At 72.8% G+C, this 16,329-nt stretch carries 14 protein-coding genes; 13 read left to right on the top strand and 1 reads right to left on the bottom strand.

Annotated features, from left to right (window positions below; genetic code table 11):
* Window positions 1-14 precede the first annotated feature (14 nt).
* Complete coding sequence (gene pheT / locus HF526_RS29590) at window positions 15-2,534, top strand: phenylalanine--tRNA ligase subunit beta (protein WP_169384877.1); 2,520 nt, start codon at window positions 15-17, stop codon at window positions 2,532-2,534.
* 236 nt (window positions 2,535-2,770) lie between these two features.
* Here the strand turns inward: pheT and HF526_RS29585 are convergent, their stop codons facing one another.
* The gene (locus HF526_RS29585; RefSeq protein WP_211177982.1) at window positions 2,771-3,850 is read right to left on the bottom strand and encodes an LLM class flavin-dependent oxidoreductase; all 1,080 of its coding nucleotides are present in this window, start codon (window positions 3,848-3,850) and stop codon (window positions 2,771-2,773) included.
* 27 nt (window positions 3,851-3,877) lie between these two features.
* On the opposite strand from HF526_RS29585, the gene HF526_RS29580 reads away from it, so the two are divergent.
* From HF526_RS29580 to tyrS, 12 genes are all read left to right on the top strand, one after another.
* The gene (locus HF526_RS29580; protein ID WP_169384891.1) at window positions 3,878-4,333 is read left to right on the top strand and encodes an NUDIX hydrolase; all 456 of its coding nucleotides are present in this window, start codon (window positions 3,878-3,880) and stop codon (window positions 4,331-4,333) included.
* A 193-nt stretch (window positions 4,334-4,526) separates the two neighbouring features.
* Entirely contained in the window at window positions 4,527-5,552 is a 1,026-nt protein-coding gene (gene argC, locus HF526_RS29575; protein WP_169384890.1) for an N-acetyl-gamma-glutamyl-phosphate reductase, read from the top strand.
* Window positions 5,549-6,709 carry a bifunctional glutamate N-acetyltransferase/amino-acid acetyltransferase ArgJ gene (gene argJ / locus HF526_RS29570; protein WP_169384876.1) on the top strand — a complete coding sequence of 387 codons (1,161 nt, stop codon included), beginning with the start codon at window positions 5,549-5,551 and terminating at the stop codon, window positions 6,707-6,709. The genes argC and argJ overlap by 4 nt, the downstream gene beginning before the upstream one ends.
* Window positions 6,693-7,604 carry an acetylglutamate kinase gene (argB, locus tag HF526_RS29565; protein ID WP_169384875.1) on the top strand — a complete coding sequence of 304 codons (912 nt, stop codon included), beginning with the start codon at window positions 6,693-6,695 and terminating at the stop codon, window positions 7,602-7,604. Before argJ ends, argB begins: the two co-directional genes overlap by 17 nt.
* Entirely contained in the window at window positions 7,601-8,785 is a 1,185-nt protein-coding gene (locus HF526_RS29560) for an acetylornithine transaminase (protein ID WP_420821667.1), read from the top strand. Before argB ends, HF526_RS29560 begins: the two co-directional genes overlap by 4 nt.
* Window positions 8,778-9,698, top strand: a complete 921-nt coding sequence (gene argF, locus HF526_RS29555) for an ornithine carbamoyltransferase (protein WP_169384874.1) — start codon at window positions 8,778-8,780, stop codon at window positions 9,696-9,698. The genes HF526_RS29560 and argF overlap by 8 nt, the downstream gene beginning before the upstream one ends.
* Window positions 9,695-10,195, top strand: a complete 501-nt coding sequence (locus HF526_RS29550) for an arginine repressor (protein ID WP_169384873.1) — start codon at window positions 9,695-9,697, stop codon at window positions 10,193-10,195. Before argF ends, HF526_RS29550 begins: the two co-directional genes overlap by 4 nt.
* Before the next feature lie 24 nt (window positions 10,196-10,219).
* Window positions 10,220-11,431 (top strand): argininosuccinate synthase, encoded by a 1,212-nt coding sequence (locus HF526_RS29545; protein ID WP_169384872.1) that lies wholly within the window; start codon window positions 10,220-10,222, stop codon window positions 11,429-11,431.
* Window positions 11,428-12,831 (top strand): argininosuccinate lyase, encoded by a 1,404-nt coding sequence (argH, locus tag HF526_RS29540; protein ID WP_169384871.1) that lies wholly within the window; start codon window positions 11,428-11,430, stop codon window positions 12,829-12,831. The genes HF526_RS29545 and argH overlap by 4 nt, the downstream gene beginning before the upstream one ends.
* Window positions 12,828-13,478: a DNA-3-methyladenine glycosylase gene (locus tag HF526_RS29535; protein ID WP_169384870.1), complete on the top strand. Its 651-nt coding sequence runs from the start codon at window positions 12,828-12,830 to the stop codon at window positions 13,476-13,478. The genes argH and HF526_RS29535 overlap by 4 nt, the downstream gene beginning before the upstream one ends.
* 19 nt (window positions 13,479-13,497) lie before the next feature.
* A complete protein-coding gene (locus HF526_RS29530) occupies window positions 13,498-14,535 on the top strand; it encodes an ABC transporter substrate-binding protein (protein WP_169384869.1) in 1,038 nt (345 codons plus the stop codon).
* A 77-nt stretch (window positions 14,536-14,612) separates the two neighbouring features.
* Window positions 14,613-15,893 (top strand): tyrosine--tRNA ligase, encoded by a 1,281-nt coding sequence (gene tyrS / locus HF526_RS29525; protein WP_169384868.1) that lies wholly within the window; start codon window positions 14,613-14,615, stop codon window positions 15,891-15,893.
* The last annotated feature ends 436 nt before the right edge of the window (window positions 15,894-16,329 follow it).

Below are 16,329 nucleotides of genomic sequence, written 5' to 3'. Positions count from 1 at the left end.
AGTCAGGAGTAGTCGTGCGTGTTCCGGTGTCGTGGTTGGCCGACCACGTGGACGTCGCTGACCAGACAGAGTTGCCCAGCGACCCCGACGCGGTCGCCGAGGCGTTCGTCCGGGTCGGCCTGGAGGTCGAGCACGTCCACCGCGGTCCCGAGCTGACCGGCCCGCTGGTCGTCGGCCGAGTGGCCGAGATCGAAGAACTCACGGAGTTCAAGAAGCCGATCCGCTACTGCCAGGTGGAGTTCGGCCCGGGCCCGGACGGCACCCCCGAGCGGCTCGGCATCGTCTGCGGCGCACAGAACTTCGCCGTCGGCGACCTCGTCGTCGTCGCGCAGCCGGGAGCGGTGCTGCCGGGTGGGTTCGCGATCTGCGCGCGGAAGACCTACGGCCACGTCTCCAACGGCATGATCGCGTCGGCCCGGGAACTGGGCATCGGTGCCGATCACGCCGGCATCCTGGTGCTCCCGCCCGGCACGGCCGAGCCCGGTGACGACGCGATCCCGCTGCTCGGACTCGACGACGCGGTGATCGAACTGGCGGTCACCCCGGACCGCGGCTACTGCTTCGCGGTGCGCGGGCTGGCCCGCGAGCTGGCCGCGTCGTTCGACGTCGACTTCACCGATCCGGCCGCCCGGGTCGAGGTGCCGCCGGAGGACGCGGCGTCCTGGCCGGTGCGCATCGAGGACGAGACCGGGGCCTCCCGCTACGTCGCCCGCCGGGTGTCCGGCGTCGACCCGTCGGCGCCGACCCCGTGGTGGATGGGCCGCCGGCTGCTGGCCGCGGGGATGCGCCCGATCTCGCTGACCGTCGACGTCACCAACTACGTGATGCTCGAACTCGGGCAGCCGCTGCACGCATTCGACGCGACCCGGCTGTCCGGGGACATCGTGGTCCGGCGGGCCGAGGAAGGGGAGAAGCTCACCACGCTCGACGACGTCGAGCGCGCCCTCGACCCGGACGACCTGCTGATCACCGACGACTCCGGGCCGATCGCGCTGGCCGGGGTCATGGGTGGGGCGTCGACCGAGATCCCCGCCGAGCACGAGGAGGGCGCGACCGTCGACGTCCTCATCGAGGCCGCGCACTTCGACCCGGCCGTGATCGCCCGCGCCGCGCGCCGGCACAAGCTGCCCAGCGAGGCGTCGAAGCGCTTCGAGCGGTGGGTCGACCCGCAACTGCCGCCGATCGCGGCCGAGCGGGCCGCGCAGTTGCTGGTCGAGCACGGCGGCGGGACGATCGTCCCCGGCCGCACCGACGTCGGCGCGGCCCCGCGGCTCGCCCCGGTGCGGATGCGGCTCGACCTGCCCGACCGGACCGCCGGCGTCGCCTACGAGCGCGGCGCCGCCGTGCGCCGGCTCGCGCAGATCGGCGCCTCCGTCGACCTGGAGACCGGTGACGACGGCAAGGCGCTCGTCGTCGCGACCCCGCCGAGCTGGCGCCCCGATCTGGCGGCTCCCGCCGACCTGGTCGAGGAGGTGCTGCGGCTCGAGGGCTACGACACCATCCCGTCGACGCTGCCGGCCGCCCCGGCAGGCCGGGGGCTGACCCCGGCCCAGCGCCGCCGCCGCGCGGTGTCGCGGGCGCTGGCCGAGGCCGGGCACGTCGAGGTGGAGCCGTTCCCGTTCGTCGGCGACGCCGTGTGGGACGCGTTCGGGCTCGCCGAGGACGACATCCGGCGCCGCACCGTGCAGGTGCTCAACCCGATCGACGCCGAGCGGCCGCGGCTGGCGACCACGCTGCTGCCGGGGCTGCTCGACACGCTGGTGCGCAACCGGGCCCGCGGGCTCGACGACCTCGCGCTGTATCAGATCGGCCAGGTCGTGCTGCCGCACGCGCAGCCGGTCCCGATGCCCGACCCCGCGGTGACCGAGCGGCCCTCCGCCGCCGAGATCGCCCAGATCGACGCCGCGCTGCCGGCTCAGCCGGTGCACGTCGGCGTGGTGCTGGCCGGCGACCGCGAGCCGCGCGGCTGGTGGGGCCCCGGGCGCCGGGAGAGCTGGGCCGACGCCGTCGAGGCGGCCCGGCTGGCCGGCCGGGCGGCCGGCGTCGAGCTGCGGGTGACGCGCGCCGAGCTGGCGCCGTTCCACCCGGGGCGGGTCGCCGCGCTGCGGGTCGGCGACTGGGTCGTCGGACACGCCGGCGAGCTGCACCCCAAGGTGATCGAGGCGCTGGGCCTGCCGCCGCGGACCTCGGCGATGGAGCTCGACCTCGACGCGCTGCCGCTCGACGAGGCCCGCCCGGTGCCGCGGGTGTCGCCGTACCCGCCGATCGCGGTGGACGTCGCGCTGGTGATCGCCGAGGACGTGCCGGCCGCCGAGGTGGCCGACGCGCTGACCGAGGGCGGCGGCGAGCTGCTCGAGGACGTGCGGCTGTTCGACGTGTACTCGGGCGCCCAGGTCGGCGAGGGCCGCAAGTCGCTCGCCTTCTCCCTGCGGTTCCGTGCCGACGACCGGACGCTGACCAATGAGGAGGCCAACGCGGCCCGCGACGCGGCCGTCGCAGTGGCCGCCGAGCGCTTCGGAGCTACGTTGCGCTAACGCGCCCGTGCGCGGCACGTGGTGGCGGAGCGCCACGTGCCGCGCACGGAGCGGCGTCAGTCGCCGAGGCGGGCCAGGGCCTGGTGGGTTCTGCGGATCAGGAGCGTGGGCGGTTTCCGCGGATTGTCACCTGCTGTGAACGAGACCGAGCAGGGCGCTGCGCACCGGGGCTCTACTTCGTGGTCCGCGCTGCCGTGCGTGACGGCATCGTGCAGGGCCGGCGAGCAGCGCCGGGGTCAGGCCGTCGCGGCGGACGTACTCGCGCGGCGCGCCACCTCGGCCCGTACGATCGGCGCCACCTCGGTGCCCAGCAGCTCGATCGCGCGCATCACGTCGCGGTGCGCGACGCTGCCCAGCGCGAGTTGGGTGAGCGAACGCTGGTGGCCGAAGATCTCGTGCTGGAACAGCATCTTCTCGGCGATCTGCTCGGGGCTGCCCAGCGCCATCGAGCCGCGCAGCTCGCACGCCGCGTCGAACGCGGCCCGGTTCGGCGGCCCCCAGCCGCGCTCGCGGCCCAGCCGGGCCATCACGTCGGCGTAGCCCGGGAAGTAGCGGTCAGCGGCGACCTCGCGGGTCTCGCCGACGAAGCCGTGGGTGTTCAGGCTGACCGGCGGGTTCGTGTGCCCGGCCCGGCGGGCGGCCTCCCGGTACAGGTCGACGAGCGGCGCGAACCGCTCCGGCTGCCCGCCGATGATCGCGACGGCGAGCGGCAGCCCGAGCGTGCCGGCCCGCACCACCGACTGCGGGTTGCCGCCGACGGCCACCCACAGCGGCAGCGGGTCCTGCAGCGGCCGGGGGTGGACGGGCTGGTCGGACAGCGGTGAGCGGTGCCGGCCCGACCAGGTCACCCGCTCCGAGGCGCGCAGCGCGAGCAGCAGGTCGAGCTTCTCGGCGAACAGCTCGTCGTAGTCGGAGAGGTCGTGACCGAACAGCGGGAACGACTCGATGAACGACCCGCGCCCGGCCATGATCTCGGCGCGGCCCTCGGACAGCAGGTCGAGGGTGGAGAACTGCTGGAACACGCGCACCGGATCGTCGGAGCTGAGCACGGTCACCGCGCTGGTCAACCGGATCTGCTTCGTCCGCTCCGCCGCGGCGGCGAGGATCATCTGCGGCGCCGACGCCGCGTAGTCGGCGCGGTGGTGCTCACCCACGCCGAACACGTCGAGGCCGACCTCGTCGGCCAGCGCGATCTCCTCGACGACCTCGCGCACCCGCTGGGCCGGGCCGACACCGCCCGGCTTCGGGTCGACGTCCGCGAACGTGTACACACCGATCTCCACGCCCGGGTGCAAGTCGCGGGATCGCGAGATCATTCCCGGCTACGGTGTGCCGCCGTGACCATGCCACGCATCCGCACGATCGCTCTCGCCGTGGTGCGGCGCGGCGGGGACCTGCTCGTCTCCACGGGCCGTGATCCGGTCACGGCCCGGACCTTCTACCGCCCGCTCGGTGGCGGCATCGAGTTCGGCGAGACCGGCGCCGACGCGCTGCGCCGGGAGATGCGCGAGGAACTCGCCGTCGAGATCGACGGCGTGGAGCAGATCGGGGTGGTGGAGAACATCTTCACCTACGCCGGCCGGCCCGGGCACGAGATCGCCCTCGTCTTCACCGCCGACCTGAGGGACCGGTCGCTCTACGACCGCGATGTCGTCGGGGTCGTGCTCGACGAGGGGAGCCCGGTCGGCTGGCAGCCGTGCGCGTCGTTCCGCGACGGTACCGAGCGGCTCTACCCGGACGGCCTGCTAGAGCTGGTGGCCCGGCACGGGAACGGCCGGCCGCCGCTCAGAGGTGCTTGAGGGCGGCACCCGGGACGGGTCCTGCGGCGCCGTCCCACAGCTCGCGGGCCGCGGCGGTGAGCTCAGCGGCCGAACTCGGCGGATACGAGCGTCGTCACCGGACCGGGATCTGGCGGGCGGAGGGCAGGCGGGCAGACTACGGACCAGCTCCGACGGAACCAGTTTGCATCATCTTCCGTCACTCTGCATAATCATCCACGTGGTTCGGATCGCGGTGGCGGGAGCAAGCGGGTATGCCGGGGGAGAGCTGCTGCGGCTGCTCCTCGTGCACCCCGACGTGGAGATCGGTGCGCTGACAGCCGGGGGGAGCGCGGGCACGCCGCTGGCGCAGCATCAGCCGCACCTGCTCCCGCTGGCCGACCGCATCCTCTCCGACACGAACGCCGAGACCCTCGCCGGGCACGACGTCGTCTTCCTCGCGCTGCCGCACGGCAAGTCGGCCGAGCTGGCCGCCGAACTCGGCCCGGACACCGTCGTCATCGACTGCGGCGCCGACCACCGGCTCACCGACGCCGACGCCTGGACCCGCTGGTACGGCGGCGAGTACGCCGGCAGCTGGCCGTACGGGCTGCCCGAACTGCCCGGCGCGCGCGACGCGCTGCGCGGCACCAAGCGGGTCGCCGTCCCCGGCTGCTACCCGACGGCGATCAGCCTGGCCCTGTTCCCGGCGTTGGCCGCCGGCCTCGCCGAGCCGGATGTCGTGATCACCGCGGTGACCGGGACGTCCGGCGCGGGCAAGTCACTCAAGCCGCACCTGCTCGGCGCCGAGGTGATGGGCTCGCTGAGCGCCTACGGGGTGGGCGGTGTGCACCGGCACACCCCGGAGATCGCGCAGAACCTGTCGGTGGCCGCCGGTACACCGGTCACCGTGAGCTTCACCCCGGTCCTCGCCCCACTGCCGCGCGGGATCCTCGCGTCCTGCTCGGCGCCGCTGATCGGCGACGGCGCCGCGGCCCGGGAGACCTACGCGAAGGCCTACGCCGACGAACCGTTCGTCCACCTGCTCCCCGAGGGCGTCTGGCCCACCACCGCGGCCACCCTCGGTTCCAACACCGTGCATCTACAGGTCACGGTCGATCCCGACGCGCGCCGGCTGATCGCCGTCGCCGCCATCGACAACCTCACCAAGGGCACCGCCGGAGGCGCTGTGCAGTGCATGAACCTGGCCCTCGGGCTGCCGGAGACCGTCGGCCTGCCGTTCACCGGGGTGGCGCCGTGAGCGTCACGACGCCCAAGGGCTTCCGGGCGGCGGGCATCGCCGCCCGGATCAAGGCCAACGGCAACCCCGACCTTGCGCTCGTCGTCAACGACGGCCCGGATCAGGCCGCGGCGGGGGTGTTCACCCGCAACAAGGTCAAGGCCGCGCCGGTGCTGTGGTCGCAGCAGGTGCTCACCACCGGGCGGCTGCGCGCGGTGGTGCTGAACTCGGGCGGCGCCAACGCGTGCACCGGCCCGCAGGGCTTCCAGACCGCGCACGCCACCGCGGAGAAGGCCGCCGAGGTGCTCGGCTGCGGCGCGATCGAGGTCGCGGTCTGCTCCACCGGGCTGATCGGGGCGCAGTTGCCGCGCGACGCCGTGCTCGCCGGCGTCGGGACCGCGGCCGGCGAGCTCGCCGCCACGCCGGAGGCCGGGCTCGCCGCGGCCACCGCGATCATGACCACGGACACCGTCGCCAAGCAGGCCGCGCACACCGACGCCGCGGGCTGGAGCGTCGGCGGTCTCACCAAGGGCGCCGGCATGATCGCCCCGTCGATGGCCACGATGCTGTCGGTGCTCACCACCGACGCGGTGCTCGACCCGGCGGCGCTGGAGCCCGCGCTGCGCGCCGCGGTGCGGGTCAGCTTCGACCGGCTCGACGTCGACGGCTCGATGTCCACCAATGACACCGTGCTACTGCTGGCCTCCGGCGCCTCGGGGGTCAGCGCGGACCCGGAGGCGTTCACCGCCGCGCTCACCGCGGTCTGCAAGGACCTCGCCCAGCAGATGCAGGCCGACGCCGAAGGTGTCACCAAACGCATCGCGGTACGGGTCTCCGGCGCGGCCAGCGAGGACGACGCGGTGACCGTCGCCCGCACGGTCGCCCGGGACAGCCTGGTCAAGACGGCGATGTTCGGCTCGGACGCGAACTGGGGCCGCATCGCCGCCGCCGTCGGTTACTCCGACGCCGCGGTCGACCCCGGCACACTCGATGTCACGATCAACGGCGTCCTGCTGTGCACCGGCGGCGTCGCGGCCGGCGGCCGGACCGACGCGGACCTGTCCGGCAAGGAGATCGTCATCGAGATCGCACTCGGTCTCGGCGACGGCGCCGCGGAGATCCTCACCACCGACCTGTCGCACGCCTACGTGGAGGAGAACAGTGCCTACCCCTCTTGAGGCGGAGCCGGCGAGCGCGGCCGCCCGGCTCAAGCGCGCCGGGGAGAAGGCCGCCGTGCTGGCCGAGGCGCTGCCCTGGCTGCAGCGCTTCCACGGCCAGATCGTCGTGGTCAAGTACGGCGGCAACGCAATGATCGACGAGGAGTTGAAGCAGGCCTTCGCGCAGGACATGGTGTTCCTGCGCCTCGCCGGCATCCACCCCGTCGTCGTGCACGGCGGCGGCCCGCAGATCACCGCGATGCTCGACCGGCTCGGGCTGCCCGGGGAGTTCCGTGGCGGCCTGCGGGTCACCACCCCGGAGACCATCGACGTGGTGCGGATGGTGCTGGTCGGGCAGGTCGGCCGGGAACTGGTCGGGCTGATCAACCAGCACGGGCCCTACGCGGTCGGCCTCTCCGGTGAGGACGCGGGGCTGTTCACCGCGGAGAAGCGCACCGCCCTGGTCGGTGGAGAGCCGGTGGACATCGGGCTCGTCGGCGACGTCGTGCAGGTCAACCCGGAGGCCGTGCTCGACATCGTCCGGGCCGGGCGGATCCCGGTGGTGGCCGGCGTCGCACCCGATGTCGCCGGCACCGTCTACAACATCAACGCCGACAGCGCGGCCGCCGCGCTGGCGGCCGCCCTCGGCGCCGCGAAGCTCGTGGTGCTCACCGACGTCGAGGGCCTCTACGCGAACTACCCGGACCCCGAGTCGGTGATCAGCGAGCTGACCGCCGACCAGCTCGAGCCGATGCTGCCCGATCTGGAGAGCGGCATGGCGCCGAAGATGGAGGCCTGCCTGCGGGCGGTGCGCGGCGGGGTCGGGGGGGCACACGTGATCGACGGGCGGGTACCGCACTCGGTGCTGCTCGAGGTCTTCACCAGCGAGGGAGTCGGAACGATGGTGATCCCGTGAGTGGGAGCTTCAGCACGCGGTGGCAGGCCGCGATGATGAACAACTACGGCACCCCGCCGCTCGCGCTCGTGCGCGGTGACGGTGCCGAGGTGTGGGACGCCGACGGCCGCCGCTACCTCGACCTGCTCGGCGGCATCGCCGTCAACGCTCTCGGGCACGCGCACCCGGCCGTCGTCGAGGCGGTGACGAGGCAGATCTCCACGCTGGGCCACACCTCGAACCTCTACATCAACGAGCCCGCGCTGGCGCTCGCCGAACGGCTGCTGGAGCTGCTCGACGCGCCGGGCGCGAAGGTGCTGTTCGGCAACTCCGGCGCCGAGGCCAACGAGGCCGCGTTCAAGATCGCGCGGCGGACCGGCCGGCCGAACATCATCGCGGCGGAGAACGCCTTCCACGGCCGCACCATGGGCGCGCTGGCGCTCACCGGGCAGCCGGCCAAGCGGGCGCCGTTCGAGCCGCTGCCGCCCGGTGTCTCGCACATCCCCTACGGCGACGTCGCCGCGCTCGACGCCGCGGTCGACGCCGACACCGCGGCGGTGGTCCTCGAGCCGATCATGGGTGAGGCCGGCGTCATCATCCCGCCGGAGGGCTACCTGCAGGCCGCCCGGGAGATCACCGCGGAGCGCGGCGCGCTGCTCGTCCTCGACGAGGTGCAGACCGGCATCGGCCGCACCGGCGCCTGGTTCGCCCACCAGAGCCTGGGGATCGTCCCGGACGTCGTCACGCTGGCCAAGGGCCTCGGCGGCGGGCTGCCGATCGGCGCCTGCATCGGGATCGGCGCGGCCGCCGGGCTGCTCGAACCGGGTCAGCACGGCACGACCTTCGGGGGCAACCCGATCAGCTGCGCGGCCGCGCTCGCGGTGCTGCGCACGATCGGCGACGACGGCCTGCTGGCGCACGTCACCCAGGTCGGCAAGGAGATCGCCACCGGTGTCGAGGCCCTGGGCCACCCGCTGGTCGGCCACGTCTCCGCAGCCGGCCTGCTCATCGGCGTCGGGCTGACCGCACCGCTGTCGGCCGCGGTGGCGAACGCTGCCCGCGACGCCGGTTTCCTGATCAACAACGCCGTCCCGGACCGGGTCCGGCTCGCCCCGCCGCTGGTGCTCACCGAGGCCCAGGCGGGGGAGTTCCTGACCGCGCTGCCGGGCATCCTGGACAAGGCGGGTGAGAGCGATGCCTAGGCACCTGCTCCGTGACGACGACCTGACCCCCGACGAGCAGCGCGAGGTCCTCGACCTCGCCGACGCGATGAAGGCCGACCGGTTCGGGCACCGCCCGCTGGCCGGGCCGAAGTCGGTGGCCGTGATCTTCGACAAGGCCTCGACCCGGACCCGGATCTCGTTCGAGGTCGGCATCGCCGAGCTCGGCGGCAACCCGCTGATCATCGACGCGGCGGCCAGCCAGCTCGGCCGCGGCGAGACGATCGAGGACACCTCCCGGGTGCTCTCCCGGTTCGTCGACGCGGTGGTCTGGCGGACCTCCGGGCAGGCCCGGATCGAGGCCATGGCCAGCGTGTCCCGGGTTCCGGTCGTCAACGCGCTGACCGACGAGTTCCACCCCTGCCAGGTGCTCGCCGATCTGCAGACGATCCGGGAGCGCTTCGGCCGGCTCGCCGGGCTCACCCTGACCTACCTCGGCGACGGCGCGAACAACATGGCGCACTCGCTGCTGCTGGGCGGTGCGACCGCGGGCATGCACGTCCGGATCGCCGCCCCGGAGGGTTTCACCCCGCACCCGGATGTGCTGCGCGACGCCAAGGCGCGGGCCGCGGAGACCGGTGGCGGTGTCGAGCTGATCGCCGATCCGCACGCCGCGGTCGACGGCACCGACGTGCTGGTCACCGACACGTGGGTGTCGATGGGTCAGGAGAACGACGGCCTGGACCGGGCCGCTCCGTTCCGCCCGCTGCAGGTCAACGCCGACCTGCTCGGCCGCGCCGCCGACGGCGCGATCGTGTTGCACTGCCTGCCCGCGCACCGCGGTGACGAGATCACCGACGAGGTGATCGACGGCCCGGCCAGCGCGGTGTGGGACGAGGCGGAGAACCGGCTGCACGCCCAGAAGGCGCTGCTGTCCTGGCTGCTGCGACGATGACCGAGACCGGCACCACCCGATCGGGCACGGCCTCCCGGGTGGCTCGTCAGGCCCGGATCGCCGAGCTGATCACGCAGCGGGCGGTCCGCAGCCAGACCGAGCTGCAGGCACTGCTCGAGGCGTCGGGGGTGTCGGCCACCCAGGCCACGCTGTCCCGTGACCTCGACGAGCTCGGCGCCGTGAAGCTGCGCGGCGCCGACGGGGGAGCACCGGTCTATGTGATCCCGGAGGACGGCAGCCCGGTCCGCGGCGTGGAGGGCGGGACCACCCGGCTGGCCCGGCTGATGGGGGAGCTTCTCGTGTCCGCGGACGCGAGTGGGAACCTTGCCGTGCTCCGGACCCCGCCCGGGGCCGCGCACTACCTGGCCAGCGCGCTGGACCGGGCAGCATTGCACGACGTCGTCGGCACGATCGCCGGTGACGACACGATCTTGGTGGTCGCCCGCGAGCCCCTCACGGGTGCGGAGCTCGCCGACCGCCTGACACAACTGCGCTGACGCACCGACGATGGAGGAAGCGACATGACGGACCGGGTCGTACTGGCCTACTCGGGTGGGCTGGACACCTCGGTGGGCATCGGGTGGATCGCCGAGGAGACCGGTGCCGAGGTGGTGGCCGTGGCCGTCGACGTCGGCCAGGGTGGCGAGGACCTCGAGGAGATCCGCAAGCGGGCACTGGCGTGCGGCGCGGTCGAGGCCGTCGTCGCCGATGCGCGCGACGAGTACGCCGACGGCTACTGCCTGCCGGCGCTGCAGGCCGACGCGCTCTACATGGACCGCTACCCGCTGGTCTCGGCGCTGTCCCGGCCGCTGATCGTCAAGCACCTCGTCGAGGCGGCGAAGTACCACGGCGCGTCGACGGTCGCGCACGGCTGCACGGGCAAGGGCAACGACCAGGTCCGCTTCGAGGTCGGCATCCAGGCCCTCGCCCCCGACCTGAACGTCATCGCCCCGGTCCGGGACTTCGCGTGGACCCGGGAGAAGGCCATCGCCTGGGCCGAGGACCGCAGCCTGCCGATCGACGTCTCCAAGAAGTCGCCGTACTCGATCGACCAGAACGTGTGGGGCCGGGCCGTCGAGACCGGCTTCCTCGAGGACATCTGGAACGCCCCGATCGAGGACGTCTACTCCTACACCTCGAACCCGGCCGAGCCCCGCGAGGCCGACGAGGTCGTGATCACCTTCGACAAGGGTGTGCCGGTCGCGATCGACGGCAGGCCCGTCTCGATGCTGCAGGCCATCCAGGAGCTCAACCGCCGGGCCGGCGCGCAGGGCATCGGGCGGCTGGACATGGTCGAGGACCGGCTGGTCGGCATCAAGAGCCGCGAGGTCTACGAGGCGCCCGGCGCGATCGCGCTGATCACCGCGCACCAGGAGTTGGAGAACGTCACCGTCGAGCGCGACCTGGCCCGGTTCAAGCGGACCGTCGGGCAGCGCTGGACCGAGCTGGTCTACGACGGCCTGTGGTTCTCCCCGCTGAAGTACGCCCTCGACACGTTCATCGCGCAGACCCAGGAGTACGTCTCCGGCGAGGTCCGGATGACCCTGCACGGTGGCCGCGCGGTCCCGACGGGCCGGCGTTCCGACGCGTCGCTGTACGACTTCAACCTCGCCACCTACGACGAGGGCGACGCCTTCGACCAGTCGCTGGCCAAGGGCTTCGTGCAGCTCTGGGGCCTGCCGAGCAAGATCGCCGCGCGGCGGGAGCAGCGGCTGCGGGGCACCGGGCAGTGAGCGGTTCCGCCCTGTGGGGCGGCCGGTTCGCGAGTGGACCGGCCGACGCGCTGGCCGCCCTGTCGAAGTCCACGCACTTCGACTGGCGGCTGGCGCCCTACGACCTGCGCGGCTCGAAGGCGCATGCCCGGGTGCTGCACCGTGCCGGACTGCTCACCGACGACGAGCTCGCCGGGATGCTGTCCGCGCTGGAGAAGCTGGAGGCCGACGTGGCCTCCGGTGCCTTCGGGCCCGCCCCGGATGACGAGGACGTGCACACCGCGCTCGAGCGCGGACTGATCGAGCGGGCCGGCCCGGAGCTGGGCGGCAAGCTTCGAGCCGGCCGGTCGCGCAACGACCAGGTCGCGACGCTGTTCCGGATGTGGCTGCGCGACGCGGCCCGCCGGGTCGGCGCCGGCGTGCTCGACGTCGTCGACGCGCTGGTCGGACAGGCGGCAGCGCACCCGGACGCCCCGATGCCCGGGCGCACGCACCTGCAGCACGCCCAGCCGGTGCTGCTCGCGCACCACTTGGCGGCGCACGCGCACGCGCTGCTGCGCGACGTCGGCCGGCTGCGTGACTGGGACACCCGGGCGGCGGTCTCGCCTTACGGGTCGGGCGCGCTGGCCGGGTCGTCGCTGGGCCTGGACCCGGAGGCGGTCGCGGCGGAGCTGGGCTTCGACTCCTCGGCCGCGAACTCGATCGACGGCACCGCGTCGCGGGACTTCGCCGCCGAGGCCGCCTTCGTGCTGGCCATGGTCGCGGTGGATCTCTCCCGGCTGGCCGAGGAGGTGATCGTCTGGGCCACGGCGGAGTTCTCCTACGTCACCCTCGACGACGCGTTCTCCACCGGCAGCTCGATCATGCCGCAGAAGAAGAACCCGGATGTCGCCGAGCTCACCCGGGGCAAGGCCGGGCGGCTGATCGGCAACCTGACCGGGTTGCTGGCCACGCTCAAGGCGCAGCCGCTGGCGTACAACCGGGACCTGCAGGAGGACAAGGAGCCGCTGTTCGACTCCGTCGAGCAGCTCGAACTGCTGTTGCCCGCGGTGGCCGGGATGGTGGCGACGCTGGTCTTCCACACCGACCGGCTCGCCGAGCTGGCCCCGGCCGGGTTCACCCTGGCCACCGACATCGCGGAGTGGCTGGTCCGGGCGGGCGTGCCGTTCCGGGTCGCGCACGAGGCGGCCGGCGGGTGCGTCCGCGCGGCCGAGGCGCGCGGCGTCGGACTCGACGAGCTGACCGACGCCGAACTGGCCGCGGTGCACTCGGCGCTCACCCCGGCGGTGCGGGACGTGCTCACCGTCTCCGGGTCGATCGCGTCGCGCAACGCGCGTGGCGGGACGGCGGGGGAGCGGGTGGCCGAGCAGCTCGACGAGCTGCGCGCGGCGATCGACGGGGCCCGGTCCTGGGTCGGATGACGGGCACCTCCGAGCAGGAACTGCTCCCGCGTGGCGAGCTGGCGGCCGACGTGCTGCCGGCCGCCGCTCGGTTGCTCGGGTGCACGGTCGAGGCCGACACCCCGGAGGGCCCGGTCGCGGTCCGGCTCGTCGAGGTGGAGGCCTACCGCGGGGCGGACGACCCGGCGTCGCACAGCTTCCGTGGCCGCACCCCGCGCAACGAGGTGATGTTCGGCCCGCCGGGCTTCCTCTACGTGTACTTCGTCTACGGCATGCACTTCTGCGCCAACATCACCTGCCTCGACGACGGTGACGCGGGCGCGGTGCTGCTGCGGGCGGGGGAGGTGACGTCGGACCTGGGCGCGGCCCGGGCGCGGCGGCCGACCGCGCGTCGGGATGCGGACCTGGCCCGCGGACCGGCCCGGCTGGCCTCGCTGCTGGGACTGGGCCGGGAGCACAACGGCCTGGACGTGACCGATCCCGCGTCGCCGGTGCGGCTGCTCGCCGGCCCGCCGGTCGACCCGGCGACGATCCGCCGGGGGCCACGGGTCGGGGTGGTGGCCGCGGTCGACCTGCCGTGGCGGTTCTGGCTGGACGGCTCACCGGCGGTGAGCCAGTACCGTCCGGGGAAGGTTCGTGACCGTTCTGTGACTTTACGTCCGAAATAGGGCAACCTAACCTTCATGCGTGTTCGACGACCCTAAGTTTTCGGTGCGGCCTGTCCCCGGCTGGCGGCTCCTCACCCTGATCCTCGCCACACTCCTCGCGGTGGCCGGCTGCAGTTCGTCGGAGGGCCCGAGCGGCGGCGCTGCGCCCGCCGCGGCAGCCGGCGGAGACGGCGCGTTCCCGGCGTCGGTGACCCACAAGTTCGGCACCACCGTCGTTCCCGCCGCGCCGCAGCGCGTGGTCTCGCTCGGTTACACCGACCAGGACGCGATCCTCGCGCTCGGCGTCGTGCCGGTCGCGATCCGCGAGTTCACCGGCAAGCAGCCGTCCGCGACGTGGCCGTGGGCACGTGACCGCCTCCAGGGCCAGCAGCCCCAGGTGCTCGACGGCGAGATCAACCTCGAGACGCTCGCCGCGCTGCGCCCGGACCTGATCATCGGGGTCAGCGCGGGGTTGACCAGGGAACAGTACGAGTCGTACTCCCGGATCGCGCCGACGATCGCGCAGCCCGAGGGCTTCGTCGACTACGGCACCCCGTGGCAGGACGCCACGCGAGTGATCGGCACCGCGCTGGGCAGGAGCGCCCAGGCGGACAAGCTGGTGACCGATCTGCAAGCGCGCTTCGCTGCGATCCGCAGCGCAAACGCCGAGTTCGCCGGGAAGAGGGCCGTGGTCGCCGCGCGCAGCTCGCTCGACGGGGGCAACTACTTCGTCTGGAGCTCGCAGGACTCGCGCGGCCGGTTCCTGTCCGCACTCGGCTTCCAGGTGCCGGCCGAGTTCGACCGGTTGGCCGGCGACCAGTTCTACGCCGACATCAGTGCCGAGCGGCTGAACCTGCTCGACGACAACGATCTCGTCGTATGGATCACCATCCCCGGCACGCAGGGATCGGGGATCGAGCGGCAGCCGGGGTATCCGGCTCTGCGGGTGGGCAAGGAACAGCGCGTGGTGACCCTCACCGAGGAGCAGGGTGTCGCGCTGTCGTTCGGCAGTGTGCTCAGCCTGCCGGCGTTGCTCGACTCGCTGCCACCGCAGTTCGCCGAGCGCCTCGCCGGCTGACCCCGGATCCGCCACCGAATCGGCCGGTGCCCCCACCCCGGGGCACCGGCCGCACGCATTGAGGGAGGATCGAGGACGTGAGTACGCACATCCTCGACGAGCTGGAATGGCGTGGCCTGATCGCGCAGAGCACCGACCTGGAGGCGCTGCGCCGCGATCTCGACGCGGCGGAACCGCTGACGCTCTATGCGGGCTTCGACCCCACCGCCCCCAGCCTGCACGCGGGGAACCTGGTGCCGTTGCTCACGCTGCGGCGCTTCCAGCAGGCCGGCGCGCGGCCGATCGTGCTCGCCGGCGGGGCCACCGGGTTGATCGGTGACCCACGTGACAACGGTGAGCGGGCCCTGCAGACCACCGACGTGGTCGCCGAGTGGGCGGACCGGATCCGCGGGCAGCTCGAGCGGTTCGTGGAGTTCGATTCCTCACCCACCGGTGGGCTGATCGTCAACAACCTGGACTGGACCGGTGGGCAGGGTGTCCTGGAGTTCCTGCGTGATGTCGGCAAGCACTTCTCGGTCAACGTGATGCTGGGCCGGGAGACCGTCAAGCGGCGACTCGCCGCGGAGGGCATGTCCTACACCGAGTTCAGCTACCTGCTGCTGCAGTCCCAGGACTACCTGCGGCTGTACCGCGAGCACGGTTGCACGCTGCAGATCGGTGGCTCGGACCAGTGGGGCAACATCGTCGGCGGGGTCGAGCTGATCCGCCGGGTGGAGGGTGCGACGGCGCATGCGCTGACCGTGCCGCTCGTCACCGACGCCGAGGGCCGCAAGTTCGGGAAGTCCACCGGCGGCGGGAACATCTGGCTCGACCCGGAGATGACCTCGCCCTACGCCTGGTACCAGTACTTCATCAACGTGGCCGACGCCGACGTGGGCAGGTACCTGAGGTTGTTCACGTTCCTCCCCGTCGAGGAGATCGAAGCCCTCGAGAAGGAGGTCGCCGAACGGCCGCATCAGCGCGCCGGGCAGCGACGACTCGCGGAGGAGCTCACGACCCTCGTGCACGGCCGACATCACACCGATCAGGTCAAGGCGGCGAGCCAGGCGCTGTTCGGCCGCGGTGAGCTGCGCGAGCTCGACGCGGGAACCCTCGACGGCGCGTTGGCCGAGATCCCGACCGCAACCGTGCGGATCGCCGAACGGCCGACGATCGTCGATCTGCTCGTGGACACGGGCCTCGCCGAGAGCCGCGGTGCCGCTCGGCGCACGGTGAACGAGGGCGGTGCCTACGTGAACAACACGAAGATCACCGACGAGGCGTGGGCGCCCTCGGAGGATGACCTGCTGCACGGGCGATGGCTCGTGCTGCGCCGGGGGAAGCGCAACCTCGCCGGGGTCCGGGCCGCTGGGTCCTGACGCGACGTGGGCCGGCGCGGACGAGCACGTCGGCGCCGGCCCCTGCGGCGCTCCGATCGCCGGCAGCGCGTTGACCTGCGCGGATGTCGAGAAGGCGACCCCGATTTGACTTCGCCGCGGCGCCTTGAGTAACTTTCTCGTCGTCGCCACGGCGGGCAGCACGACAGACCGGGACGGTTCTACCGGCCCAGAGTCAGCCCCTGAGCACGGCGGCCACCACCGCAGGTACTGCGTCCGACAGGATGTGACTGCGGTAACATGGGCCTGGCGGTTGACACCGCGAGCAGGACCATGTAGCTTAGAAAAGTTGCCCCGGCTCGGTCCGCGAGGATCGTCATGGTGTGCGGGTGTCTTTTGAGAACTCAACAGTGTGTCGAGCTTGTTTATGAATTGGTTTTTGTGCCAGTTTGTTGTGCGCGTGCTGCTGCGGGCCCCG

Origin of the sequence: Pseudonocardia acidicola (genome assembly GCF_012911935.1) — a bacterium.
GTDB lineage: Bacteria > Actinomycetota > Actinomycetes > Mycobacteriales > Pseudonocardiaceae > Pseudonocardia > Pseudonocardia acidicola.
Note: the sequence above shows the minus strand (reverse complement) of the source record. Positions and strands in the feature narration are given on the sequence as shown.

Coding starts and splice junctions, on each gene's coding strand:
- HF526_RS29545 (WP_169384872.1), top strand. CDS start 10,220: ATGACGGACCGGGTCGTACTGGCCTACTCGGGTGGGCTGGACACCTCG.
- argF (WP_169384874.1), top strand. CDS start 8,778: ATGCCTAGGCACCTGCTCCGTGACGACGACCTGACCCCCGACGAGCAG.
- HF526_RS29580 (WP_169384891.1), top strand. CDS start 3,878: ATGCCACGCATCCGCACGATCGCTCTCGCCGTGGTGCGGCGCGGCGGG.
- HF526_RS29535 (WP_169384870.1), top strand. CDS start 12,828: ATGACGGGCACCTCCGAGCAGGAACTGCTCCCGCGTGGCGAGCTGGCG.
- HF526_RS29585 (WP_211177982.1), bottom strand. CDS start 3,850: ATGATCTCGCGATCCCGCGACTTGCACCCGGGCGTGGAGATCGGTGTG.
- HF526_RS29550 (WP_169384873.1), top strand. CDS start 9,695: ATGACCGAGACCGGCACCACCCGATCGGGCACGGCCTCCCGGGTGGCT.